Annotated in this window: 16 protein-coding genes, 2 tRNA genes and 3 rRNA genes; 10 read left to right on the forward strand and 11 right to left on the reverse strand. The window is 64.2% G+C overall.

Annotated features, from left to right (window positions below; all coding sequences use genetic code 11):
- Positions 1 to 54: 54 nt before the first annotated feature.
- The 5 genes from rrf to AB4Z46_RS32825 all read right to left on the reverse strand — a co-directional run bounded on the left by rrf (position 55) and on the right by AB4Z46_RS32825 (position 5279).
- Positions 55 to 167: ribosomal RNA gene (rrf, locus tag AB4Z46_RS32805) — 5S ribosomal RNA — on the reverse strand.
- 138 nt (positions 168 to 305) lie between these two features.
- Positions 306 to 3180: ribosomal RNA gene (locus AB4Z46_RS32810) — 23S ribosomal RNA — on the reverse strand.
- Between the two features lie 314 nt (positions 3181 to 3494).
- Positions 3495 to 3570, reverse strand: a tRNA-Ala gene (locus AB4Z46_RS32815).
- A 27-nt stretch (positions 3571 to 3597) separates the two neighbouring features.
- A tRNA-Ile gene (locus AB4Z46_RS32820) sits at positions 3598 to 3674 on the reverse strand.
- Between the two features lie 70 nt (positions 3675 to 3744).
- Positions 3745 to 5279: ribosomal RNA gene (locus AB4Z46_RS32825) — 16S ribosomal RNA — on the reverse strand.
- The 16S, 23S and 5S rRNA genes sit together here with 2 tRNA genes alongside, the layout of an rRNA operon.
- A gap of 411 nt (positions 5280 to 5690) precedes the next feature.
- Here AB4Z46_RS32825 and AB4Z46_RS32830 point away from each other — a divergent pair.
- Both AB4Z46_RS32830 and AB4Z46_RS32835 read left to right on the forward strand, forming a co-directional pair.
- The gene (locus tag AB4Z46_RS32830) at positions 5691 to 7589 is read left to right on the forward strand and encodes an ATP-binding cassette domain-containing protein (RefSeq protein ID WP_442287749.1); all 1899 of its coding nucleotides are present in this window, start codon (positions 5691 to 5693) and stop codon (positions 7587 to 7589) included.
- Between the two features lie 74 nt (positions 7590 to 7663).
- Positions 7664 to 9391: a phospholipase D family protein gene (locus AB4Z46_RS32835; protein ID WP_442287750.1), complete on the forward strand. Its 1728-nt coding sequence runs from the start codon at positions 7664 to 7666 to the stop codon at positions 9389 to 9391.
- A gap of 13 nt (positions 9392 to 9404) precedes the next feature.
- Here AB4Z46_RS32835 and AB4Z46_RS32840 read toward each other — a convergent pair whose 3' ends face one another.
- Positions 9405 to 10829, reverse strand: a complete 1425-nt coding sequence (locus AB4Z46_RS32840) for an aminotransferase-like domain-containing protein (protein WP_442287751.1) — start codon at positions 10827 to 10829, stop codon at positions 9405 to 9407.
- Between the two features lie 103 nt (positions 10830 to 10932).
- Between AB4Z46_RS32840 and AB4Z46_RS32845 the strand changes: the two genes are divergently transcribed.
- From AB4Z46_RS32845 to AB4Z46_RS32875, 7 genes are all read left to right on the forward strand, one after another.
- Entirely contained in the window at positions 10933 to 11532 is a 600-nt protein-coding gene (locus AB4Z46_RS32845; RefSeq protein WP_442287752.1) for a LysE family translocator, read from the forward strand.
- A gap of 2 nt (positions 11533 to 11534) precedes the next feature.
- Complete coding sequence (locus AB4Z46_RS32850) at positions 11535 to 12461, forward strand: DMT family transporter (protein WP_442287753.1); 927 nt, start codon at positions 11535 to 11537, stop codon at positions 12459 to 12461.
- Between the two features lie 31 nt (positions 12462 to 12492).
- Positions 12493 to 13707 carry an aminotransferase-like domain-containing protein gene (locus tag AB4Z46_RS32855; RefSeq protein ID WP_442287754.1) on the forward strand — a complete coding sequence of 405 codons (1215 nt, stop codon included), beginning with the start codon at positions 12493 to 12495 and terminating at the stop codon, positions 13705 to 13707.
- A 25-nt stretch (positions 13708 to 13732) separates the two neighbouring features.
- On the forward strand, positions 13733 to 14371 hold the full coding sequence (locus AB4Z46_RS32860) for a LysE family translocator (protein WP_442287755.1): 639 nt from the start codon (positions 13733 to 13735) through the stop codon (positions 14369 to 14371).
- A gap of 1 nt (position 14372) precedes the next feature.
- Positions 14373 to 15014: a glutathione S-transferase family protein gene (locus AB4Z46_RS32865; RefSeq protein WP_442287756.1), complete on the forward strand. Its 642-nt coding sequence runs from the start codon at positions 14373 to 14375 to the stop codon at positions 15012 to 15014.
- A 5-nt stretch (positions 15015 to 15019) separates the two neighbouring features.
- On the forward strand, positions 15020 to 15925 hold the full coding sequence (locus tag AB4Z46_RS32870) for a PhzF family phenazine biosynthesis protein (protein ID WP_442287757.1): 906 nt from the start codon (positions 15020 to 15022) through the stop codon (positions 15923 to 15925).
- Between the two features lie 158 nt (positions 15926 to 16083).
- On the forward strand, positions 16084 to 16482 hold the full coding sequence (locus AB4Z46_RS32875; protein WP_442287758.1) for a hypothetical protein: 399 nt from the start codon (positions 16084 to 16086) through the stop codon (positions 16480 to 16482).
- 52 nt (positions 16483 to 16534) lie between these two features.
- On the opposite strand, the gene AB4Z46_RS32880 is transcribed toward AB4Z46_RS32875, so the two are convergent.
- From AB4Z46_RS32880 to AB4Z46_RS32895, 4 genes are all read right to left on the reverse strand, one after another.
- Positions 16535 to 17587, reverse strand: a complete 1053-nt coding sequence (locus tag AB4Z46_RS32880) for a fimbrial protein (RefSeq protein ID WP_442287759.1) — start codon at positions 17585 to 17587, stop codon at positions 16535 to 16537.
- 24 nt (positions 17588 to 17611) lie between these two features.
- Positions 17612 to 20197, reverse strand: coding sequence for a fimbria/pilus outer membrane usher protein (locus AB4Z46_RS32885; protein ID WP_442287760.1), 2586 nt, complete (start codon positions 20195 to 20197; stop codon positions 17612 to 17614).
- A gap of 111 nt (positions 20198 to 20308) precedes the next feature.
- On the reverse strand, positions 20309 to 21076 hold the full coding sequence (locus AB4Z46_RS32890) for a fimbria/pilus periplasmic chaperone (RefSeq protein ID WP_442287769.1): 768 nt from the start codon (positions 21074 to 21076) through the stop codon (positions 20309 to 20311).
- Between the two features lie 96 nt (positions 21077 to 21172).
- The gene (locus tag AB4Z46_RS32895; RefSeq protein ID WP_442287761.1) at positions 21173 to 21715 is read right to left on the reverse strand and encodes a fimbrial protein; all 543 of its coding nucleotides are present in this window, start codon (positions 21713 to 21715) and stop codon (positions 21173 to 21175) included.
- 383 nt (positions 21716 to 22098) lie between these two features.
- On the opposite strand from AB4Z46_RS32895, the gene AB4Z46_RS32900 reads away from it, so the two are divergent.
- Positions 22099 to 22740: a response regulator gene (locus AB4Z46_RS32900; RefSeq protein WP_442287762.1), complete on the forward strand. Its 642-nt coding sequence runs from the start codon at positions 22099 to 22101 to the stop codon at positions 22738 to 22740.
- Positions 22741 to 22836: 96 nt separating this feature from the next.
- Here AB4Z46_RS32900 and AB4Z46_RS32905 read toward each other — a convergent pair whose 3' ends face one another.
- Complete coding sequence (locus AB4Z46_RS32905; protein ID WP_442287763.1) at positions 22837 to 24372, reverse strand: TolC family protein; 1536 nt, start codon at positions 24370 to 24372, stop codon at positions 22837 to 22839.
- Between the last annotated feature and the right edge of the window lie 49 nt (positions 24373 to 24421).

The following is a 24421-nucleotide window of genomic DNA, read 5'->3' on the forward strand; positions in this document are numbered from 1 at the left end:
CCAAACGCAAAAAGCCCAGCCTTTTGAGGGGCTGGGCTATTTGGGGCTGTAAGAGCCTGACGATGACCTACTTTCACACGGGAACCCGCACTATCATCGGCGCTGAGTCGTTTCACTGTCCTGTTCGGGATGGGAAGGAGTGGGACCAACTCGCTATGGTCATCAGGCATAAAGGGTTGTCACCTTGACTCAAGTCAAGGCAACGAATTCATAGAGTCTGGAATTAGCTTTGGATGCTTTTGGCATCGAATTTGTTGAATGCGTCAACTTGGCATAACAGCCTTGATCGTATAGATCAAAGTTATAGGGTCAAGCCGCACGAGCAATTAGTATCAGTTAGCTTAACGCATTACTGCGCTTCCACACCTGACCTATCAACGTCCTGGTCTTGAACGACTCTTTAGGGGGCTCAAGGCCCCGGCAGATCTCATCTTGAAACGAGTTTCCCGCTTAGATGCTTTCAGCGGTTATCTCTTCCACACTTAGCTACTCGGCAATGCCACTGGCGTGACAACCGATACACCAGAGGTGTGTCCACTCCGGTCCTCTCGTACTAGGAGCAGGCTTCCTCAAATCTGCAGCGCCCACGGAAGATAGGGACCAAACTGTCTCACGACGTTTTAAACCCAGCTCACGTACCTCTTTAAATGGCGAACAGCCATACCCTTGGGACCGGCTACAGCCCCAGGATGAGATGAGCCGACATCGAGGTGCCAAACACCGCCGTCGATATGAACTCTTGGGCGGTATCAGCCTGTTATCCCCAGAGTACCTTTTATCCGTTGAGCGATGGCCCTTCCATACAGAACCACCGGATCACTATGTCCTGCTTTCGCATCTGCTCGACTTGTCAGTCTCGCAGTTAAGCACGCTTATGCCATTGCACTATCGTCACGATGTCCGACCGTAACTAGCGTACCTTCGAACTCCTCCGTTACGCTTTGGGAGGAGACCGCCCCAGTCAAACTGCCTACCATGCACTGTCCCCGATCCAGATAATGGACCTAGGTTAGAACCTCAAACACACCAGGGTGGTATTTCAACGTTGGCTCCACAAGATCTAGCGACCCTGCTTCAAAGCCTCCCACCTATCCTACACAGATCTGTTCAAAGTCCAATACAAAGCTACAGTAAAGGTTCATGGGGTCTTTCCGTCTTTCCGCGGGGAGATTGCATCATCACAAACATTTCAACTTCGCTGAGTCTCAGGAGGAGACAGTGTGGCCATCGTTACGCCATTCGTGCAGGTCGGAACTTACCCGACAAGGAATTTCGCTACCTTAGGACCGTTATAGTTACGGCCGCCGTTTACTGGGACTTCAATCAAGAGCTTGCACCCCATCATTTAATCTTCCAGCACCGGGCAGGCGTCACACCCTATACGTCCACTTTCGTGTTTGCAGAGTGCTGTGTTTTTAATAAACAGTCGCAGCCACCGATTTTTTGCAACCCATTCATGCTCCGTTGTTCACTTCACACTAATAGGGCACACCTTCTTCCGAAGTTACGGTGTCAATTTGCCGAGTTCCTTCTCCYGAGTTCTCTCAAGCGCCTTAGAATACTCATCTCGCGCACCAGTGTCGGTTTGCGGTACGGTCGTGTGTAGCTGAAGCTTAGTGGCTTTTCCTGGAACCTCGTTCAGTCACTTCACCAGCAAGCTGGCTCGATCATGGGCCTCGGTATATGACGGGCGGATTTGCCTACCCATCGCCTACTTCCCACTAAACCGGGATATCCAACACCCGGATGACCTATTAAGATCCGTCCCCACATCGCACTACACATCGGTACAGGAATATTGACCTGTTTCCCATCAGCTACGCATCTCTGCCTCGCCTTAGGGGCCGACTCACTCTACGCCGATGAACGTTGCGTAGAAAACCTTGCGCTTACGGCGAGGGGGCTTTTCACCCCCTTTAACGCTACTCATGTCAGCATTCGCACTTCTGATACCTCCAGCACGCTTTACAACGCACCTTCACAGGCTTACAGAACGCTCTCCTACCACTTGCAATAAATTGCAAATCCGCAGCTTCGGTAACTGGCTTAGCCCCGTTACATCTTCCGCGCAGGACGACTCGATCAGTGAGCTATTACGCTTTCTTTAAATGATGGCTGCTTCTAAGCCAACATCCTGACTGTTTTAGCCTTCCCACTTCGTTTCCCACTTAGCCAATTTTAGGGACCTTAGCTGGCGGTCTGGGTTGTTTCCCTCTTGAGTCCGGACGTTAGCACCCGGTGCTCTGTCTCCCAAGCTGTACTCGTCGGTATTCGGAGTTTGCCTTGGTTTGGTAAGTCGCCATGACCCCCTAGCCAAAACAGTGCTCTACCCCCGACGGTAATACTTGAGGCACTACCTAAATAGTTTTCGGAGAGAACCAGCTATTTCCAAGTTTGTTTAGCCTTTCACCCCTATCCACAGCTCATCCGCTAGTTTTGCAACACTAGTCGGTTCGGACCTCCAGTACCTGTTACGGCACCTTCATCCTGGCCATGGATAGATCACTTGGTTTCGGGTCTACACCCAGCGACTGATCGCCCTATTCGGACTCGATTTCTCTACGGCTTCCCTATTCGGTTAACCTTGCCACTGAATGTAAGTCGCTGACCCATTATACAAAAGGTACGCAGTCACCCCTTACGAGGCTCCTACTTTTTGTAAGCACGCGGTTTCAGGATCTATTTCACTCCCCTCCCGGGGTTCTTTTCGCCTTTCCCTCACGGTACTAGTTCACTATCGGTCGATGATGAGTATTTAGCCTTGGAGGATGGTCCCCCCATATTCAGACAGGATTTCTCGTGTCCCGCCCTACTTTTCGTTAGCTCAGTACCACACAGGTCTTTTCACGTACGGGGCTATCACCCGCTATGGCCAGTCTTTCCAAACTGTTCCGTTAAGTCTTGTGCTATCACTAACAGGCTCTTCCGATTTCGCTCGCCACTACTTTCGGAATCTCGGTTGATGTCTTTTCCTCGAGCTACTGAGATGTTTCAGTTCACCCGGTTCGCCTCGCATGACTATGTATTCATCATGCGATACCCTTTCAGGTGGGTTTCCCCATTCGGAAATCTCCGGATCAAAGCTAATTTGCCAGCTCCCCGAAGCTTATCGCAGGCTATCACGTCCTTCGTCGCCTATCATCGCCAAGGCATCCACCACGTGCTCTTATTCACTTGACCCTATAACTTTGACGTTTCTTCACAGAAACCAAAATCAATCAAGGAATTGCCAGGTCTTTCACCTGGCGCGTTATGCCGTACTTCATACTTTCGATTTGATTCGAAATTGAAGTTCATAATTGACGCAATCAAAAATTCATGTCGCTGATGGCACGGTCTGCACTAAACCTTTACGAATGTGCAGTTTCCATCAGCGACGCTAATTCGACTCTATGAATTTTTAAAGAACAGCCGATTGATCAAGAGATCTTGATCAACAACAAAGATGCCTCTTGCGAAGCAGCTTTGGTGTTGAATGTTTTTTCGTGTTGAAGTGGTGGAGGATGACGGGATCGAACCGACGACCCCCTGCTTGCAAAGCAGGTGCTCTCCCAGCTGAGCTAATCCCCCGGGTCCTCACGAGACTATCGGAAGATATGGTGGGTCTAGTTGGGCTCGAACCAACGACCCCCGCCTTATCAAGACGGTGCTCTAACCAGCTGAGCTACAGACCCATGTCGATGTTTCGACATCTTCCAACAACCGATAAGTGTGGGCGTTCAACTTGAACAGCTTTATTTCCAGAAAGGAGGTGATCCAGCCGCACCTTCCGATACGGCTACCTTGTTACGACTTCACCCCAGTCACGAACCCTGCCGTGGTAATCGCCCTCCTTGCGGTTAGGCTAACTACTTCTGGCAGAACCCGCTCCCATGGTGTGACGGGCGGTGTGTACAAGACCCGGGAACGTATTCACCGTGACATTCTGATCCACGATTACTAGCGATTCCGACTTCACGCAGTCGAGTTGCAGACTGCGATCCGGACTACGACTGGTTTTATGGGATTAGCTCCCCCTCGCGGGTTGGCAACCCTTTGTACCAGCCATTGTATGACGTGTGTAGCCCCACCTATAAGGGCCATGAGGACTTGACGTCATCCCCACCTTCCTCCGGTTTGTCACCGGCAGTCTCACTAGAGTGCCCAACTAAATGTAGCAACTAATGACAAGGGTTGCGCTCGTTGCGGGACTTAACCCAACATCTCACGACACGAGCTGACGACAGCCATGCAGCACCTGTGTTACGGCTCTCTTTCGAGCACTAAGCCATCTCTGGCAAATTCCGTACATGTCAAAGGTGGGTAAGGTTTTTCGCGTTGCATCGAATTAAACCACATCATCCACCGCTTGTGCGGGTCCCCGTCAATTCCTTTGAGTTTCAACCTTGCGGCCGTACTCCCCAGGCGGTCAACTTCACGCGTTAGCTTCGTTACTGAGTCAGTGAAGACCCAACAACCAGTTGACATCGTTTAGGGCGTGGACTACCAGGGTATCTAATCCTGTTTGCTCCCCACGCTTTCGTGCATGAGCGTCAGTACAGGTCCAGGGGATTGCCTTCGCCATCGGTGTTCCTCCGCATATCTACGCATTTCACTGCTACACGCGGAATTCCATCCCCCTCTACCGTACTCTAGCTATGCAGTCACAGATGCAGTTCCCAGGTTGAGCCCGGGGATTTCACAACTGTCTTACATAACCGCCTGCGCACGCTTTACGCCCAGTAATTCCGATTAACGCTTGCACCCTACGTATTACCGCGGCTGCTGGCACGTAGTTAGCCGGTGCTTATTCTTACGGTACCGTCATGAGCTCTCTTTATTAGAAAGAACCTTTTCGTTCCGTACAAAAGCAGTTTACAACCCGAAGGCCTTCATCCTGCACGCGGCATGGCTGGATCAGGCTTGCGCCCATTGTCCAAAATTCCCCACTGCTGCCTCCCGTAGGAGTCTGGGCCGTGTCTCAGTCCCAGTGTGGCTGGTCGTCCTCTCAGACCAGCTACAGATCGAAGGCTTGGTGAGCCTTTACCTCACCAACTACCTAATCTGCCATCGGCCGCTCCATTCGCGCAAGGTCTTGCGATCCCCTGCTTTCATCCGTAGATCTTATGCGGTATTAGCACAGCTTTCGCTGCGTTATCCCCCACGATTGGGCACGTTCCGATGTATTACTCACCCGTTCGCCACTCGCCGCCAGGATTGCTCCCGCGCTGCCGTTCGACTTGCATGTGTAAGGCATGCCGCCAGCGTTCAATCTGAGCCAGGATCAAACTCTATAGTTCGATCTTGATTTTGCRCCTGACCTCGCGGTCAAGCAAAACTCACAAAAACGGAATTGAAGTGAACTTCACTTCTATTCTCATGAGCGTTTAAAGTCTTGAAGACTTTGTTCCGAAGAACTTAGCCATTCGCCTCAAACGCCCACGCTTATCGGCTGTATATTTTTAACGATCCGTCAAAACAATCTCTTGTTTTGCTTGCTTCGCTGCGATCAGCGGAGCCTTCGATTATGACACGGTTTTTTAAGAACCGGCAAACTTTTTTCGCTTTCTTTCGCTTCGGCTTTTTTTCGACTTGCCCGACAGCCCCTTCGGGCCGCCTGACAGAAGACGCTTTCGCGTTTTCAGCCGAGCCTGCGAGTATATGCCACTTTTGATGAGTCGCCGGCACTTCGCTCCGATAATTGGGCCCACATGGCACTCATCACACTCCTCGACGCCCAACTCGCGTTCGGTCACGTCCCGCTGCTCGACCATGCGGACTTCTCTCTCATCGAATCGGAGCGCATCGGACTGATCGGACGCAACGGCGCGGGCAAGTCCTCGCTGCTCAAGATACTGGCCGGCCTCGAGAAGCCCGACGACGGGACGCTGCAGATCCAGCAAGGCGTGCGCGTTACTTATGTGGCGCAGGAACCGGTGCTCGATATGGAGGCCGACGTGTTCACTTCCGCGAGCGCGGGCCTCGCCGAGGTGATCGCGGTTCGCGACCAGTATCTCTCGGGCGCTCCCGGACTGGACCTTGACGCGCTCCAGTCGCAGATCGAAGCTTTCGACGCCTGGAACTGGGAGCAGCGCGTCGAAGAGACGCTGCATCGCCTTCACCTGGACGGCAGCGCCATCGTCGGCTCGCTGTCGGGCGGCACGCGCAAGCGGGTCGCCTTGGCGCAGGCGCTGGTGGCTTCGCCCGACGTGCTGCTGCTCGACGAGCCGACCAACCACCTGGACCTCGATTCGATCGAATGGCTCGAGCAACTGCTGATCGATTTCAAGGGCAGCGTAGTCACCATCACCCATGACCGCAGCTTCCTGAACCGGGTGGCGACCCGGATCATCGAACTGGACCGGGGCAAGCTCGGTTCCTACCCGGGCAATTTCGAGCAGTACCTCATACAGAAGGAGGAGCAGCTCGCCCAGGAGGCCGTGATCAATGCCAAGGCCGACAAGCTGCTCGCCCAGGAAGAGATCTGGATCCGCAAGGGCGTGGAGGCGCGGCGCACGCGCAGCCAGAGCCGCATCAGCCGGCTCCAGGAAATGCGCGCCAACCGCTCGGCGCGGCGCGAGGTGCAGGGCAGCGTGAACATGGATGTGGCCTCGGGCCAGGCCAGCGGCAAGATCGTCGCGGAATTGACCGAAGCCTCGAAGTCCTTCGGCGACAAGACGGTGATCCGCAACTTCACGGGCACGATCCTGCGCGGCGACAAGGTCGGCCTGATCGGTCCCAACGGCGCCGGCAAGACCACGCTGCTGAAACTGATCCTGGGCGAGCTCGAGCCCGATGGCGGCAAGATCCGCCGCGGTGCCAACCTGCAGGTGGCCTACTTCGACCAGATGCGCAACGCGCTGAACCTCGACGCCACGCTGGAGGACTTCATCAGTCCGGGCAGCGAATGGATCGAGATCGGCAACCAGCGCAAGCACGTGAAGAGCTACCTGGCCGACTTCCTGTTCTCGCCGGCGCGTGCCCATTCGCCGGTGCGCTCGCTCAGCGGCGGGGAGCGCAACCGGCTGCTGCTGGCGCGACTGTTCGCGCGGCCGGCCAACGTGCTGGTGCTCGACGAGCCGACCAACGACCTCGACATCGACACGCTGGAACTGCTCGAAGACCTGCTGCAGAACTACGACGGCACGGTGTTCCTGGTGAGCCATGACCGCACCTTCCTCGACAACGTGGTGACCAGCACGATCGCCTTCGAGGGCGATGGCCGCTGGCGCGAATACGAAGGCAGCGTGCAGGACTGGCTGATCCAGTCGAAGCGCGCGCGCGAGATCGCGCAGCAGCGCGCCGCGGCCGCGCCGCCGGTGCCGGCACCGGCCACCGCACCGGCGCCCGCGACCAGCACCGCCAAGCCCGCCGCGGCCCGCAGGAAGCTCAGCTACAAGGAGCAGCGCGAGCTCGAAACCCTGCCGGCGCAGATCGCCGAGCTGGAGGAAGAACAGAAGCGGATCACGGAAACGCTCGAACTCGATGGCGGCGCGATCTACGCGAGCGACGCCTCCCGTGCGGCCGAACTCGGCGAGCGCCATGCCCGCATCGACGACGAGCTGATGGCCGCGCTGGAGCGCTGGGAAGCGCTGGGAGCCACGCGCTAACGGGGTTCTTGTCCGACGTGGGGCAGGCCCGCGGCGCGCTATATAAGCCGCTGTCCAGGCCTTCCCCTCGCCGCATGTCCTTCCATCACGCTCTCGGGCGCCCCACTGCCCTGCTGCGCCGATTCGGTGGGGCGCTGGCCTTCGCCCTGTGCCTGGGCGCCTGCGCGGAACTGCCTGCGAATGTCGAGCGGCCGGCCTCCTCGGCGCTGGCCTCTCCCGCGGGCACGCCACTCGCCGATCTCGTGCGGCAACGCCGCGAGGCCGCCGGCGCGCGCTTCGAGTCCGGCTTCCTGCTGCTCGACGGCCCGCAGGCCGCCTACGGCAGCAGGCTGGCGCTGGCCGAGGCGGCGCAGAAGACGCTGGACCTCCAGTACTACGCGATCCACGCCGACGCCAGCACCGCCCGCCTGCTCGCCGCCGTGCGCGACGCCGCAGGACGCGGCGTGCGCGTGCGGATCCTGCTCGACGATCTCCACAGCACCGGACGCGACGCCCTGGTGATGCGCATGGCCTTCGTGCCCCATGTCGAGATGCGGATGTTCAATCCGCTCGCGGGGGCCCGCGGGTCGACCCTGGGGCGGGCCTTCAACGCGCTCGACGACGCGTCGCGCCTCCAGCAGCGCATGCACAACAAGCTGTTCATCGCCGACAACGCGATGGCCGTGTCAGGCGGGCGCAACCTGGGCGACGCCTACTTCGGCAAGGACAGCAAGGGCAATTTCATCGATCTCGACCTGCTGGTGACGGGGCCGATCGTGCAGGATCTCTCACGCAGCTTCGACAGCTACTGGAACAGCGATCGCGCCTACCCGGTGCAGTCGCTGGTGACGCGCAAGGAACTCGACAAGATCCGCGACCAGGCGAGCGCCACCGACGCAGGGAAGCAGGATCGGCAGGCCCCGTCCGGGACATCGTCTGCGCCTGATGGCGAACCGCGCGCACGTGCCTGGGACGAAAAGCCGATGGACCTGGGCAGTGCGGCGTTTGTCTGGGCGCCGGCCGTCGTGCTGGCGGACAAGCCGGCAAAGGTTGCGCCCGACGGTGGGAGCGCCGCCGTCGGCACAGGCAAGGACCCCGGGCTGACCGTGACGCAGCGCACCGGTCGCTCCCGACGCGCCCCGGGCACCGGCACGCTCGATGCGGCGGCCGACGCGGCGGCCAACGGCGACACGGTGGTCGAGGGGCTGCTGCAATTGATCGGGCAGGCACGGCGCGACCTGTTGATCATCTCGCCCTATTTCGTGCCGGGGCCCGACATGAAGCAGGCCTTCGCCGCGGCCCGGGCGCGCGGCGTGCGGGTTCGCGTCCTGACGAATTCGCTGGCCTCGAACGACGCGCCCGTGGCCCACGTGGGCTATGCGCGGCACCGCGAGGCACTGCTCGCGATGGGCGTCGAACTCTACGAACTGCGAAGCGAACAGGCCGGCCTGGGCAGCGCCTTCGGCGGTTCGGGCCGCAACATCGCCGGCGAGTCGCGCTCGATGCTGCATTCGAAGGTGCTGGTGATGGACGGCCGGTTCCTGGTGGTCGGATCGATGAACCTCGACCTGCGATCGCAATTGCAGAACACCGAGATCGCCGTGCTGGTGCGCAGCGATTCGCTCGCGGGCATCGCTGCCGACAGGATCGACGCGGCGCTGCGTGAAGGCGCATGGCATGTCGAGCTGAACGAGGGCCATCTGGTCTGGCGCGCGCCCGCAGGCAGCCGGCTCGAAGATGCCACCACCGAGCCCGACACCAGCGCCGGCCTGCGGCTGCTGCTGAAACTGTTCGGCCCACTGGCGCCCGACAAGCTGCTTTGATTCCGCGGCGCCGTCAGAGCTTGTCCCTGACCCGCGCGAACACCTTCCAGAAGGTCGCGTCCTGCGCGGTGGCGAAGTTGATCCGCATCAGCGTGGTCGGCGGCCGCCTGGCATGGAACAGCGAGCCCGGCGCCAGCAGGTAGCCCTCGTCGAGCATGCGCTGGGTCAGCGCGTCGGTGTCGACGCCGGTGTCGACCCAGCCGAACAATCCGGCCGGCTCCGAAGCCAGCGTGCAGCCGGCGGCCAATGCGAGCTTGACAGTGCGGCCGCGCGCGCCATCGAGCCTGACGCGGACCCGATCCGCATGCCGGCGCAGCTGCCCCTGGTCGATGCACCAGGCGAGCGCCCGCTCGAACAGCGCGGGCGAGGTCAGGGTCGCGAGCAGCTTGGTCTCCAGCAGGCGGCCGACCAGCGCCGGCGAGGCGGCGAGGAAACCGATGCGCCAGTTGGGCGCCAGGATCTTGGCAAAACCGCTGACGTAGATGGTGCGCTGCAGGCCGTCGAGCGCGCTGAGCCGGGTGGCGTGCTCGGGCGCGAGGTGGCTGTAGGTGTCGTCCTCGACGATATGGAAGTCATGCCGGTTGGCGAGCTGCAGCACGCGGTGCGCGCTGCCCGGCGTGAGGCTGTAGCCGGTGGGGTTGTGCAGCACGCTCACGCTCACGAAGAGCTTGGGCTTGTGGCCCTCCCCGGCAGTGCAGTAGCGCTCCATCACCTCCAGGTCGGGACCGTCGGCCTTGCGCGGCACCGGCAGGATGCGCATCCCGAGCGCCTCGAGCCGCGCGAACTCGAGCGCCCAGCCCGGCTCCTCGACCATCACGGGATCGCCGGCCCGCAGCAGGGTGCGGCTCACGATGTCGAGCGCGTGGGTGGCGCCGATCGTGGTCACGATCTGGTCCGGCGTGGCCGGGACGTTGATGCTGGCCAGCTTGGTGGACAGGCTGCGGCGCAGGCCGCTGTCGCCGGCGGGCTCGCCGTACTGCAGCGAGAACTCCTGCAATGCCTTGGTGCTGGTGACGCGGCGCACCGCCGCCGGCATGAAGGTCGACTCCAGCCAGTCGGGCGGGAAGACGCCCATGCCGGGCTGGGGCTTGTCGCTCGGCCGATGGAACATGCCGCGGATCAGGGTGCTGGCATCGGCCGCCACGAGTTGCACGGGCGGCTGGGCCGGTGCCGAACGCGTGCTCGCAGGCTCCGGAGCGCCGGCCGCGCCCGAGTCGCGCACATAGAACCCTCGCTGGCGACGCGCCTCGACCAGGCCCTGGGCGAGCAACTGGTCATACGCCGCGACCACCGTGTGCGGGCTCACGCCCTGCTGGCGCGCGCATTCGCGCACCGAGGGCAGGCGCGCGCCCGGCGCCAGCAGCCGGTCGCGGATGCGCTCGGCAAATCGGCCGGCAAGTTGCGCCGTCAGCGACTGGGTGGAAGTTCGTGTCAGCATGCGCGTCGGGGTTTCTGTGTCAATGCACGGACCGATACAGACGCCCCTCATGTTCGATAATCTGTATCTGTACTGTAATGGTCATCAGTTTAAAGTGTGTCCCATGAACTGGCAAGAATTCACTGCGCTGCTGGTGTTGGCCACGGCGATGAGTTTCTCGCCGGGCCCCAACACCACGCTGTCGACCGCACTCGCTGCCAACGGCGGCCTGTCGCGCGCCATGCGCTTCGTGTGGGCCGTGCCGGTCGGCTGGAGCCTGCTGCTCGCGCTGTGCGCGGCCGGCATCGGGGCGCTGGTGGTCGCGGCGCCCTCGCTGCGCGGGGTCATCAAGGCGCTCGGCATCGCCTACCTGCTCTGGCTGGCCTGGAAGCTCAGCGGCAGCGGCTCGCTCGGCCAGGCCGATGGCGCTCAGCTGCGGGTCGGCTTCCGGCAGGGCGTGATGCTGCAGTTCCTCAACATCAAGGCCTGGCTGCTGGCGCTGACGCTGGTGGCGGGCTGGATCGCCGGCCAACCCGATGCGTGGCGGCGTTTCGCGATCGTCGCGCCGGTGATGCTGGTCTATGCCTTCGCGAGCAACTTCGCCTATGCGCTGGCCGGCGCGCTGCTGCGCAACTGGCTCGCCCAGGGGCGGCGCCTGCTGTGGTTCAACCGCGCCATGGCGGCCGTGCTGGCGCTTACCGCCTGGTGGATGGTGGGCATCTGAATATGAAGATCAAGGACGAGACCCTCGGCATGTGGCTCGGCGTGCTCGGCGTCGCCTTCTTCGCGGTCACGCTGCCGATGACGCGGCTGGCCACCGGCACGCAGGCTGCGCCGCAGCTGTCGCCCTGGTTCGTGACGCTCGGGCGGGCGGCGCTGGCCGGCGTGCTGTCGGTGGTCTTCCTGCTTGCCACGCGTTCGCCGAGGCCGCAGCGCCAGCACTGGAAGCCGCTGGGCATGGCGGTGCTCGGCAATGCCGTCGGCTACCCCTTGCTGCTGGCCTACGCGCTGCGCGTGGTCACCGCGAGCCACGCCGCGGTGATCACCGCGCTGCTGCCCCTGGTGACCGCGGCCTGCGCGGCCTGGGTGCTGCACCAGCGGGCGCGCCTGGGCTTCTGGCTCTGCGCCATCGCCGGCAGCCTGCTGGTCGTCGCGTTTTCGCTGCTGCGCGCCGACAGCCAGGGCGGCTTCGGTTTCGAATGGGCCGACGTGCTGCTGGTGGGTGCCGTCTTCGCGGCATCGCTGGGGTACATCTATGGCGCGCAGGTCACGCCGGCGCTCGGCGCCGAGCGGGTGATCTGCTGGGTCTGCGTGCTCGCGCTGCCGGTCACGCTGCCGGGCACGCTGTGGCTCTGGCCGCAGCAGCCGGTCGCCGCCTCGGCCTGGGTCGGCTTCGTCTATGTCGGCGTGTTCTCGATGTGGGTCGGCTTCTTCGCCTGGTACCGCGGCCTCGCGATGGGCGGCGCGCTGCGCGTGAGCCAGACCCAGCTGCTGCAGCCTTTTCTTTCGATCCTGGCCGCGGTACCGTTGCTCGGCGAGCCACTCGACATCGTCACGCTCGGGTTCGCGGGGGCCGTGGTGGCCACCGTGGTCCTGGGCAAGAAGCTCTCTCAACCGCGCGTCCCGGCCGTCGCCGTGGCGGCCACCCGATAGACATACGCACCCCATCCTCAAGGAGCCAGACATGAAATGGAAACTCGCCGCCCGCGCCGAAAAGATGAATCCTTCGGTGCTTCGTGAAATCCTCAAGGTCACCGAGCGCCCCGGCATCATCAGCCTGGCCGGTGGCCTGCCGTCGCCCAAGACCTTCCCGATCAGCGCCTTCGCCGAGGCCTGCGCCGACGTGCTGCGCAACGACGGCCCGGCCGCGCTGCAATACGCCGCCAGCGAAGGCTACGGCCCGCTGCGCGAAGCGGTGGCGGCGATGCTGCCCTGGCCGGTCGATCCCGCCCAGGTGCTGATCACCACCGGCTCGCAGCAGGGCCTGGACCTGGTCGCCAAGGTGCTGCTCGACCCCGGCAGCCGCGTGCTGGTCGAGACCCCGACCTACCTCGGCGCGCTGCAGGCCTTCGCACCGATGGAGCCCGAGCCCGTCAGCGTGGCCAGCGACAGCGAAGGCGTGATCGTCGCGGACCTGGTCGCCAAGGCCGCGGATGCACGCTTCATCTACCTGCTGCCCAATTTCCAGAATCCGACCGGCCGCACCATGACCGAGGAGCGCCGCGCCGCGGTGTCGGCCGCGGCGGCCGCGGCCGGCCTGCCGATCGTCGAGGACAACCCCTATGGCGAACTGTGGTTCGACGAGGCACCGGCACTGCCGCTCACCGCGCGCAACCCGGAGGGCTGCATCTACCTCGGTTCCTTCTCGAAGGTGCTCGCACCGGGCTTGCGGCTGGGCTTCATGGTGGCCCCCAAGGCGATCTTCCCCAAGCTGCTGCAAGCCAAGCAGGCGGTCGACCTGCACACCCCGATCTTCACCCAGCGCATGGTGCACGCGGTCATGAGGGACGGCTTCCTGGGGCGCCACGTGCCGACCATCCGCGCGCTCTACAAGCGCCAGTGCGAAGCGATGCTGGCCGCGCTCACGCGCGAGATGAAGGGGCTCGAGGTCGAGTTCGCCAAGCCTTCCGGCGGCATGTTCCTGTGGGTCCGCCTGCCCGAGGGCGTGGACACGGTCGCGCTGCTGCCCAAGGCGGTGGAGCGCGGCGTGGCCTTCGTGCCGGGCGCGCCCTTCTATGCGGGCAAAGGCGATCCGCGCACGCTGCGGCTGTCGTTCGTGACGGCCAGCGTCGACGAGATCGACACCGCGATCGCCGCGCTGGCCGAGGCCGTGCGCGAGCAGTTGGCGCACAACGCGGCCGCCGAGGTGCAGCGCCAGCTGGCCGCGAGCGCCCAGTGAGCCAGGGCCACCAGGACAAGACGCCATGATCGACAGCCACACGCTGCTGCTGTTCCTGCTGGCCGTGCTGGCGCTGTTCCTTTCGCCCGGACCGAACATGGCCTTCGTGCTGTCGCACGGGGTCGCGCTGGGTCCGCGCGCGGGCTTCGCCGCCGGGCTCGGCATCGCCGCGGCCGATCTCGTGCACACGCTGTGCGCGGCGACCGGCATCACGGCGCTGGTGGCCGCATGGCCGCCCTCCTTCGACCTGCTGCGCTATGCCGGCGCGCTCTATCTGCTGTGGCTGGCGTGGCAGGCGCTGCGCTCCGGCGACACGCGCCAGCAGGCCCGCGCCGACGCCACGAACTTCGCCCGCGTGGTGCGCATGGCCTGGCTCAACAACCTGGTGAATCCGAAGGCGCTGCTGTTCTTCATGGTGTTCCTGCCCCAGTTCGTCACTCCCTCGCGCGGCAACGTGCCGCTACAGTTGCTGCTGCTCGGCATCACGCTGTCGCTGGCGGGCCTGGTCTTCAACACCGTGCTGGGTGCGTGCAGCGGCCAGATCGGCCGCTGGCTGCAGCGCCGGCGCGGCGCCGCGGGTTTTCAGCGCGGCCTGCTGGCGGCGGTGATGCTCGGGCTCGCGCTGCGACTTCTCTTGATCGACCGCCCCTCGAAGGGACTCTGACATGCTCAACATCTGGGGGCGCATCAGCTCCATCAACGTGCGCAAAGTGGTGTGGTGCGCGCAGGAACTCGGCCTGGACTTCCAGCGCACCGAGGCCGGCGGCCGGTTCGGCGTGGTCCAGACGCCCGAATACCTGCAGCTCAATCCGAACGCCATGGTGCCGGCCATCGACGACGGCGAAGGCGAGCAGCGCGTGACGCTCTGGGAATCGAACGTCATCGTGCGCTACCTCTGCGCCAAGCATTCGATGGGCAAGTTCTATCCCGAAGAACTGGCCGAACGCTTCAGTGCCGAACGCTGGATGGACTGGCAGCAGACGACGCTGAACCCGGTGAGCGGTGGCGCCTTCAAGCAGTGGGTGCGCACGCCGGCGGCGCAGCGCCAGCCCGAGGTGATCGCCTATTCGGTCCACGCCACCGAGCCGCTGTTCGCCCTGCTCGATGCCCACCTCGCCACGCGCGCCTTCATGCTCGGCGACGCCTTCACCATGGCCGACATTCCGGTCGGCTGCGAGGCCCACCGGTGGTTCGGCCTGCCGCAGACGGAATACACGCGCCCCGCCTGGCCCCACGTCGAGCGCTGGTTCGCCGACCTGCGCAGCCGCGCAGGCGCGCGCGGGGTGCTCGACCTCGCTCTCGAATGAAACCAATGAAAGCCCGCCCCTTCAAGCAAGTCGATGTCTTCACGTCGACGCCCTACTTCGGCAATGCCCTCGCGGTGGTGCTCGACGGCACCGGCCTCGACGATGCAGCGATGCAGCGCTTCGCCGCCTGGACGCAATTGTCGGAAACCACTTTCCTGCTGCCGCCCACCGAGCCGACGGCCGACTACCGCGTGCGCATCTTCACGCCCGGCGGCGAGCTGCCGTTCGCCGGCCACCCCACCCTCGGAAGCTGCCATGCGTGGCTGCAGGCCGGCGGCAAGCCGAAGGCGGCCGGGCGCATCGTCCAGCAGTGCGGCGTCGGCCTGGTGCAGATCCGGCGCGACGGCGAGCGCCTGGCTTTTTCCTCGCCGCCGCTGCAGCGCAGCGCGCCGAGTCCGACCCTGCTGGCCAAGATTGCCGCGGCGCTCGGCCTCAAGGCCCAACAGATCGTCGCGGCGCAGCTGCTCGACAACGGCCCCGTGTGGCTCGGCCTGCTGCTCAAGGACGCCGACACGGTGCTCACGCTCAAGCCCGACCATCGCGCGCTGCGCGAACTCGGCCAGAAGGTCGGTGTCGCGGGCATCCCGACAGCGGGCGATTCGCCCCAGCTGATCGCGCGCTCGAACCGCGAGGCGCGCGCCTTCGCGCGTTCCGAGGAAGCGCCGGCCGACGTCGAGGTGCGCGCCTTCGCGGCGCCGGTCGGCATCGAGGAGGACCCGGTCACCGGCAGCTTCAACGCCAGCCTCGCGCAGTGGCTGATCGCCGACGGCCACCTGCCGCAAAACTACATCGCCGCGCAGGGCCAGACCCTGGGGCGCGCGGGGCGCGTCCATGTCACGCGCGATGCGGATGGCCTGGTCTGGGTGGGTGGAGATTCGGTCACCTGCATTGACGGCAGCGTGGCGCTCTAGGCCAGCGTCCACATTCGTCCTGCTTTTTCGCGGCGTCTGCACACATTCAACATTCAACACAAATGTGTCGACATTGCGCGTAGAGTAACCACTTGAAACATCAATGTCGCGCGGCGCCATGGTGGCTGCCGCGGCGGCGTTTCAAGAAGGAGCTCGACATGGCACGACGCAGCGCGTTTTTCTCCCGATTGGCAGTGTTCTCCGCGGTCTCGCTCTGCGCGATCCCCGCTGTGGCCGGCGGGACCATCACATTCGTGGGTGCGATCGTCGAGCCTCCCTATGAGATTCGGGTGGCACCCGCGCCGCTGGACTCCAGCTACTCGACGTCGACGGCCGGGGCAGAGATCAGCTTCAACAGCATCCGCAGCCTGAGCGCCAGCGTGCGCGCAGACGGTCTGGGCCCACTGCCCGTCGCACTGCGCTGTGCCGGCGGGACACCCCTCACCGCGAGCGGCTGTCATCTCGGACCGCATGGCGGCACACTCTCGGTCGCGATGAAGTCCACCGCTGCTGCCGGCACGACACCTGCCGCCATACTGACCGTCGCCTACGACTGAAGGCAGGCCTCGTCTCACTACCGCACACAACGAGGGGCGCCCGGGAGCCCACTCACTCGTAGCTCATGGTGAACGTCATGGCGGTGTTCGCGGTTCCCGCACCCACGGCCGGACCGGTCTGGTAGTAGCGCGCATTGAACGGGATGGCGTAGTCGCCGCCCGTGTTGGTGTTGTAGCCGCCGAGGCTCTTGGGCGTTCCAAGCGGAAACACGTTGCCCGAGCCGTCGAGCAATTGCACGCCGACGCCCGTGGCGGCCGAGCCGGAATTCAGCGCGACCACCGACCTGGCCGCGTTCAAGATCGGCGTGACCGCGTCGATCTGGTAGTTGACGCGGTTCATCCCGGCAGGGCAGCTCTTCAATGCGACATTGAATCCGGTCATCGAGGTGAATGTCCCCGGCCCCTTGAATTCCGACGACTTGTGAGAGCCGAGATCCACGAGCACATCGGGTGTCGAGCAGGACAGCACCGAGACCTGCGTGGCCGTGCTGGCAATGGTGATCGGCCACCTCGTGTCATAAGCGCCGTTGGCATAGAGATGCCCCTGCGCGACCGGCCCGGCGCTGACCAGCCCTGGGGTGATGGCTCCGATCTTCACCAACATCACGCGGACCTGTCCGCCATTCGGCGAGAGCTCGAGGTAGTTGCAGGCCCGCCCCAGCTTGCCGGTCGCCGGCACCGGCAGCCAGGGGGTGGTGCCCCAGCCACACCCGTTGGCATAGGACTTGGCACTCATGGCGATACCCACGCCGGGCAGCCTGGTCTTGAAAACGGGGTAGGTCTGTCCACTGTCCACGATGGTCGTCCCCGAAACTTCCGTCACCAGGGACGAGATGCCGGTCCCGATCATCTCCTGCACCGTGGCGGAACACGTGTACCAGTTCTGCGTGGCCGGGCTCGAGGTCCAGCCGGTCAGCTTGGTGCCGACCGGCGCGTCGCGCGGCACCGTCACGGCCATCGGCATCGAGATGGTCTCGGTTTTCGCGGCGCCGGTGCAGGTGGTCCACGCCTGTGCACCGGTCGACAGGAGCATCAGGGCGGGCCCCACCAGCATGAAGGCCATGCCGAGTCCGCACCGGGCGGTGAGTCGTGCTGATCGTTTCATTTCAGTTCTTTCGGAAGATGTGAGCTATCGGCAATCGGCATCCACCGTTGCATAGGAGGTCGATCGGGCGTCGTCGGCGGGCAGCGCATAGCCGAGCGAGCAGGTCGAATTCGCGTCCGCCCCCCACCGCACCGTCAGGGTCCCGCTGTCGCTCTTGAGGCCGCGCGCAATGATCCGGCCCGCCTGCGCCGTGGTGCCCACGTTGTTCCCTTCGGCATCGAACACTTCGGCGCCGAACGGCAGCGGGGTGCCGTCGCCGGTTGTCGCGCGGATGATCGCCGCCCGGCCGGTGTTGTCGGTATCGAACTTGACGAGCGCCACCGCGCCCGAGGTCGGCGCGACGCGCTGTTCGGTGGCCTTGAGTTCGACGTTCACGGGCAGGCCCTTGGGATCGATCTCGATCTGGTTGTTCGCGAACGGCGTCAGGTTCGACACGATCGCGCGGCCCCACGGATCCACCCGCAAGCCGCTGGCGTTGGCGATGCGCGCGCCGGCCGCATCCTTGGCCTCGACGATCGCGATGGTCTCGCCGATGCTCGGCGTGAAGGCCACGCCGCCGGCGTAGGCCACGACGGTCCCGGCAACTCCGGCGCCCACCTGCGAATAGGTGCTGCTCTTGCTGGCGTTGGCGGTGACCGCGGCCATCGGGGAGGCATAGGCGACATTGGCGCCGACGCTGGTCGTGCTGCCCGCGGCGCCATTGCCGTCGCCGCTGCCGTTGTGGCCGGCACTCAGGCCGTAGGTGAAGGCGTTGTCCTCGCCCAGCGCTCCGGTCACCGATTGCTGGACGCTGGTGCCCCCATCCTGGACGCGCTGCAGACTGGTCGTCGAATACGGAGCGCGCGCGCCGGTGCCGAGCGGAATGCTCAAGTTCAGCATCACGCGGTTGTCCCAGTTGCGAGCGGCCGGGTTGTACTCCCGCACCGCGGAAATGCCGTAGTTGAGCCGCTTGTAGCTGTTGCTGTAGCCGACCTGGAACTGCGTGTCGGTGCCGCTGCGATTCCAGTAGGTCTGGGTGGAGCCGGACACGTAGAACGAGCCATAGCCCTGGGGCAAGGTCTGGTTCAAGACCAGCTGCAGCCTGCCGCGCTGGGCGTCGTTGCCGACGCCCCTCAGGCCGCGGTCTTCCAGGTCGCGCAGCGCCACGGCGTCGGACAGGCTCAGGTACCCGCGGCTGGAATAGCGGTAGGCCGCCACCGTCAGGTTGGTGTTCGTCGGTTCGATCAGCTTGCTGTAGCTCAGCCGCAGGCTTTGTCCGTTCCGGTCGGGCTGGTCTTGCAGGCGGGTACTGGCGTGGGTGACGTCGACGCCGAAGGCACCATAGTTGGTGTTCAGCGCCGCACCGGCCACGGCGGCCGCATAGCCCTGCGTCAGCGAGACGCCGCCGTAGCCGGTCACCAAGTTGGTGAAGCCGCGCTGGATGGTGGCCTGGGCCATCGTCGGCGTGCTTTGCACGCTGGTATTGCGGTACTGGCCCACGGTGACGTTGTAGCGCGTCACGCCGGGTCGAAGGGCGTTCACCGCAGCCGCGTAGGGAACCTTGGAGATGCGTACGCGGCCGTCGGCCTCGGTCACGACGACTTCGAGATCGCCGCCATAGCCCGTCGGGTAGAGGTCGTTGATCTCGAAGGCGCCGGCCGCCACCGTGGTTTCATAGATGATGTTGCCGTTCTGGCGGATCTGCACGCGTGCATTGCTGCTCGCGATGCCGCGCACGGTCGGCGCGTAGCCGCGCTGCGACTCCGGGTACATGCGGTCGTCGCTGGCCAGTTGCACGCCGCGAAAACCCACGCTGTCGAACACGGTGCCGTCGGTGAAGGAATCGCCCAGCACCAGCTGGCTCTTGATCGAGGTGATGCCGCGCTGCACGTTGGTCTGCATGCTCTGGTAGCGAGTTCCCGACGGATCGCCGCTCGTCAGGCTGCCGCTGTGACGAAAGCGCCAAGCGCCCACATTGATGCCGCCATTGAGGCCGATGTAGCTTTGCGTGTGGGACTGGCCGCCGCTTTCCGCGCGATAGGTGCTGGCGTTGTATTGCAGCCGGGCGGCCGTCACGCCGTCGTCCCAGTACTTCGGGTCGACATAGCCACGCACCGAGCGCGACATCGCGATCTGCGGCACGGTGATGTCGAGCCGCTGCTCGCCGTTGTCGAACGCGGCAGTGGCGTCCGCCACCAGTTCCGACAGCGGGATGCAGGTGGCGCCGCCGGCATCCAGGCGCGCACCAGCCTCGGGGACGAGTTTGTTGAGGTCGACGCCGATGCGCTCCAGAAGCGCCCGATCGAAACAGGGCTGCACGTTGGCGCTGTCGCCACCGACCTGGCGCAGCGCCACTTCCGAGCGACCGAGCCAGGCCTCGTTCACGTAGAGCTCGACGCGGTAGCTGCCCGCGAGCGGGACGTTGCCCTTGCTGAAGCGGCTGAAGTCGATCTGTGCGCCGCCGGGCTGCTGCAGGAAGAGGTCGTTGAATTCGACCTGGGCCACCACGGTGGAAGCCGGCGCAGCGCCGGAATCAGCCCAGGCGCTGGCGCTTGCGCACAACGAGAGCACCAGCGCGCTCGTCGGGCGCAGCCGGAACCGCCGGGAAGTCTGATTCTTGAATGTCTGCATCGGGATGTCGTAGCGAAAAATGGGACGAAGCACCCCCTGCCGGCGCATGCGGCATGTTCGAGATCGGGGAGGCTGGAAGGGGAGGAGAACCGGGCGTGGCCCGGTGCTGCCCTACTTGGCGGGCGAGGAGGCCCGCGCGTCGAGTGGCGCCTCGTTCGTGACGGCGCCACCGTAGTCGTTGAGGGCCTGGTAGCGCACCTTGGCGTCAGGACCTTGCGGAACGTCGCCCGAAAGCGGGAAGACTTTCGTCTCGCCCGGGGCGATCATCCCGCCATCGTCGAAGCGCGCGGTCTTGCCGCCTGCTGCAAGTTCGATGGAAGAAAAGGACACGTGAAAGGGCGAGGGATTGCGCCCTTCGAGTGCCGGCCGATTGGCGGACTGCACCAGGCGCCAGAGGATCTGCGCGGGGGCCTCGTTCGCGCTGCCGTTCAGGCCCGCGGGCCGATAGAACAGTTTCACGCGGGAGCGGAAGGCCATCTGGAGCTTGTTGACTTCGGCTTCCTCGGCCGTCGGCTTGGGAGGAACTTCCAGCACGTTGAGCCAGAACACCGACTCCTTGTCCTGGGGCATCGCCTCGCCGGTATGGATGATTCGCAGCGTCTGGGCCTTGCCGGGGTCGATGCGCGCCACCGGAGGCGTCACGCTGAACGGCACGTCGATGCTGGCGGGCGTGGCCTTGGGGTCGCCCTTGTCGATCCAGGTCTGCGTGAGCGCAGGCGACTTGCCTTCATTGCTGAGCTTGATCGTCGTCTCGCGCTCGTTGGCGTTGTAGATGATCCGCGTACCGCCGATGACGACCGACGCCTGCGCCTGCAGTGCAGCGGCCAGTCCCAGTGCGAGGACGGCGGCGGTCAAAGAGGTCTTGAAGCTTCGAATCATCATGGGGTTGGCTCTCGCTGGATCTGGGGAATTTGAGAAGAAAAAAAGAAGATGGGACGCAGGCGCGCCGGTGGTGCGCCTGCGTGTGGCCTACTATTACTGATAGACGAGCGTGTACAGCACGCTCGAGTTGGCAGCGCCGGCGCCGGCAGCCGCACCGTTGGCGACGTATTGCGCGTAGTACGACAGCGTCGCCGATCCGCCGGTAATCGAGACCGGCTTGGAATTCTGCGAAGCGTCAGCGAAGCCCGCCTTGATCGGGGTGAAGTCCCCGTTCAGCAGACCGATCTGGACGTTGTTGGCGCCGCCAGCGTCCAGCTTCAGGTTGCCGGTGGCGCCGTCGGTGGTGAGGCCGGGCTCGAAGTAGGTGTGGACGTTGCCCGAGTCCGGCGTGCAGGCGCTCAGGGCGATGTTGAAGGCGGTGCGGCCGGCGGTCTGGCCTGCAGCGGCCAGCGCCGAAGTCGACACGCTGGGCAGCGTGACCGTGAAGTCCTTGGCACCGGTGCCGTTGCCGTTGATGGTGCAGGTCTGCGCAGTGACCTGGCCGTTGAAGGTGATGGTGCCGTCGTGCGCGGAAGCCACCTGCGCGACCATCGCGGTGCTGGCCAGAATCAGAGTGGAGAGAAGCTTGTGGTTCATGTTGAGAATACTTACTAAGTTGAAGGTCAGGTATCCGGCAGACAGGCGGTCCGAGAGACAGCACCTATTGCCTGTGTCCAATTAAATCGAAGGGCGCAGCACAAGACCATGAGACGAATCTCAACCTCAGCGCAGGCTCTTCGCAGTTCATCGCCGAACGGTGACATGGTCACCCTCGAGAAGGTTCTCCACTGCGCGCGGCGCGCACGGCCGGCCACTGGACCCGCCCGAAGCCGGGACTTCATTGAAGGGCCTCCCTATCGGCGGCGACCGGGCGGGTCTGCAGCCCTTCGTTGCTCGCCGCCCACTTAGCGGCAGAAAATATGCCTAGATAGCTGTCATCAGATGTATCTTCGGTGCTCCAAGACGACGATCCACCTGCCATGACTCTGCGCGTCATCCTCGCTGACGACCACCCGCTCATCCGGGCCGGTGTTCGAACCCTGCTCGAAGATGACCCCGGCCTGGCGGTGGTGGGCGAGGCCGAATCAGCCGACAACTTGCTGGCCCTCTTGCGCGAAACGCCGGCCGATCTGCTGATCACCGATTTCTCGATGCCGGGTGGGCAGGCGGCCGACGGCCTCGGCCTGATCCAGCGTCTGCGCCGCGACCATCCCGAGTTGCCGATCATCGTGCTGACCATGATCACCAATGTGGGCGTGCACGGCACGATCATCGAGGCCGGCGTGCGCGGCCTGATCGACAAGGGCGCCGGCATGGCCGAGATCTCGCTCGCGATCCAGGCGGTCGCGCAAGGTCGCGACTATGTCAGCGCGACCTTCCGCGAGGGCCTGCGCCAAAGCGAATTCGACAAGTCGTCCGGCGAAGCCGCCCAGCTATCGCCGCGCGAGCTCGAAGTGCTGCGCCTGTTCGCCTCCGGCCTCACGGTCTCGGCCATCGCCGACCGGCTGTCGCGCAGCGTCAAGACGGTCAGCCGGCAAAAGAACGACGCCATGGTCAAGCTCGGGCTGAAGAGCGATCTCGACATCTTTCTCTACGCCCGGGAGCATGGCCTGACTTCCTGAAGGTCGCGCCTTGCGCCGTGTTCGACTCGCCGCGGGGTACCGACACGCTCGAAACCCGGGCGATCTGAGCGAGCGGTCGAGCCCCGTCGCACGCGCTCACGGCGACTTGCCCCCCCCGCCATCGGCCGCCCCAAAGAGCCAGGGCAGCAGAATCGCCGCATCCGCGCGGATGCGCAGGTCGGCCGCCTCGCCGTCGAAGCGGCTGGTCACCTGGGCGATCTGGTTGTTGTAGTGGTCGTTCTCGGCGATGAGCACATCCAGCAAGGTCCGCTTGCCGAGGTGGTACCACTGCTCGAAGAAGATGGTCCGCACGCGGTCCGAGTCCTTGATCAACTCCGTGTACTCGACCGCTCGGCTCAACGCCGCATCGCGTTGCTGGGCCGACGTGCGCAAGCGGTACTCCAGGTCGCGCGTGGCTGCCAGGGCTTTTTCCTCGCCAGCGGTGGCGCGCTCGAACGCCGCCCGCTCCGCAGCGCTCGCCGATCCGCCCTGGAAGGCGTTCCATTGGATCGAGAGTCCGGTCGCCCACGGTTGGCTCTTGCCGAGGCTGTCCTCCTGCGTCGTCTTCGAAACCACCCAGTTCAGCTGCGGCAACCTCGAAGCCCGCACCGATTGAGCGTACAGGTCGGCGGCCTTCGCCTCGGCCCGTGCCTGACGCAGGGCCGGATGCTCCGGAGCGGCCGACAGGGCCTCCTGAACGTCGACGACACCGCTGCCCCATTGCAGATTCGGCGGCAGCGTCACCTCCTCGCCGACAAGCTTGACCAGACTGATCTCGACCTCGCGCAGCTTGGCCGCTACCAGGTCGAGGCTGGCCATCGCCTGCAGGCGGCGGCCGCGGGCCTGAGTCAGTTCGCTGGCGCGACCGCGGTCGGTCTTGACGATCTCGCTGAGCATCTCGACCAACTCGGTCATGCGATCCACGTAGGCCTTGCTGAGCGCCATCGCATCGCGGCCGCGCCGCAACTCGATGACAGCGTTGACGGTGTCGAAGGCGACCTGCTGGCGCACCTGCAACAGTTGCTCGTGCACCGCCTTCGATGCCTCCGTGCGGCTGTCGATGGTGCGGCTCAGGCGGCCCCAGTCATACACCGGCGTCGTGAGCTGGACATTGCCGATGGCATTGCGGGCGGAGTCGTTGGTGCCGCTGCCGAAGGTCGCCGAGGGAGACGCCACGCCCACCTGCAACTGCGGCCAGCGCTGTCCCTTGACTTCGGCGATGTCGAACTCGGAGGCTTGCCACTTGGCGCTGGCCTCGCGGACGTCAGGGCTCAAGGCGAGCGCCTTCGCCACCATCCGCTCGAGGAAGTCGCGAGCGCTGCCGCCTTGCCGCTCGAGTTCGCCGAGGGCCGTAGCGGTCTTTTCTCCGGCCTGCGCCGTTTCTTTCTCTTGCGCCTTCCGCTGGCTGCTGCCGGCGACGGGCGTGCGGACGGGAGCGGTCTCGCTCCACGTCTTTTCCTGCGCCGGCATCGGTGCCGGCGCAGGTGGCTTGGGGACGGCGGCGGGAATCTTCGGCGCGCTGATCACCGGGCCGTCATCGGCGAAGCTGCTCCATTCAAGCACCCGGGGCGCCGTCGGCGAGGAGGCCTGCGCCATCGCTTCGGCGCTCAGGCACAAGGGCAAAAGGATCATGGCGCGCGCGAGCCCGCTTCGTACGCGGGGCGAACGAAGCGCACCAACG

The sequence above is a fragment of the Variovorax sp. M-6 genome, assembly GCF_052114385.1.
GTDB lineage: Bacteria > Pseudomonadota > Gammaproteobacteria > Burkholderiales > Burkholderiaceae_C > Variovorax.

Coding starts and splice junctions, on each gene's coding strand:
- AB4Z46_RS32895 (WP_442287761.1), bottom strand. CDS start 21,715: ATGAACCACAAGCTTCTCTCCACTCTGATTCTGGCCAGCACCGCGATG.
- AB4Z46_RS32840 (WP_442287751.1), bottom strand. CDS start 10,829: ATGCTGACACGAACTTCCACCCAGTCGCTGACGGCGCAACTTGCCGGC.
- AB4Z46_RS32875 (WP_442287758.1), top strand. CDS start 16,084: ATGGCACGACGCAGCGCGTTTTTCTCCCGATTGGCAGTGTTCTCCGCG.
- AB4Z46_RS32870 (WP_442287757.1), top strand. CDS start 15,020: ATGAAAGCCCGCCCCTTCAAGCAAGTCGATGTCTTCACGTCGACGCCC.
- AB4Z46_RS32905 (WP_442287763.1), bottom strand. CDS start 24,372: ATGATCCTTTTGCCCTTGTGCCTGAGCGCCGAAGCGATGGCGCAGGCC.
- AB4Z46_RS32830 (WP_442287749.1), top strand. CDS start 5,691: ATGGCACTCATCACACTCCTCGACGCCCAACTCGCGTTCGGTCACGTC.
- AB4Z46_RS32845 (WP_442287752.1), top strand. CDS start 10,933: ATGAACTGGCAAGAATTCACTGCGCTGCTGGTGTTGGCCACGGCGATG.
- AB4Z46_RS32865 (WP_442287756.1), top strand. CDS start 14,373: ATGCTCAACATCTGGGGGCGCATCAGCTCCATCAACGTGCGCAAAGTG.
- AB4Z46_RS32850 (WP_442287753.1), top strand. CDS start 11,535: ATGAAGATCAAGGACGAGACCCTCGGCATGTGGCTCGGCGTGCTCGGC.
- AB4Z46_RS32880 (WP_442287759.1), bottom strand. CDS start 17,587: ATGAAACGATCAGCACGACTCACCGCCCGGTGCGGACTCGGCATGGCC.
- AB4Z46_RS32860 (WP_442287755.1), top strand. CDS start 13,733: ATGATCGACAGCCACACGCTGCTGCTGTTCCTGCTGGCCGTGCTGGCG.
- AB4Z46_RS32885 (WP_442287760.1), bottom strand. CDS start 20,197: ATGCAGACATTCAAGAATCAGACTTCCCGGCGGTTCCGGCTGCGCCCG.
- AB4Z46_RS32900 (WP_442287762.1), top strand. CDS start 22,099: ATGACTCTGCGCGTCATCCTCGCTGACGACCACCCGCTCATCCGGGCC.
- AB4Z46_RS32835 (WP_442287750.1), top strand. CDS start 7,664: ATGTCCTTCCATCACGCTCTCGGGCGCCCCACTGCCCTGCTGCGCCGA.
- AB4Z46_RS32890 (WP_442287769.1), bottom strand. CDS start 21,076: ATGATTCGAAGCTTCAAGACCTCTTTGACCGCCGCCGTCCTCGCACTG.
- AB4Z46_RS32855 (WP_442287754.1), top strand. CDS start 12,493: ATGAAATGGAAACTCGCCGCCCGCGCCGAAAAGATGAATCCTTCGGTG.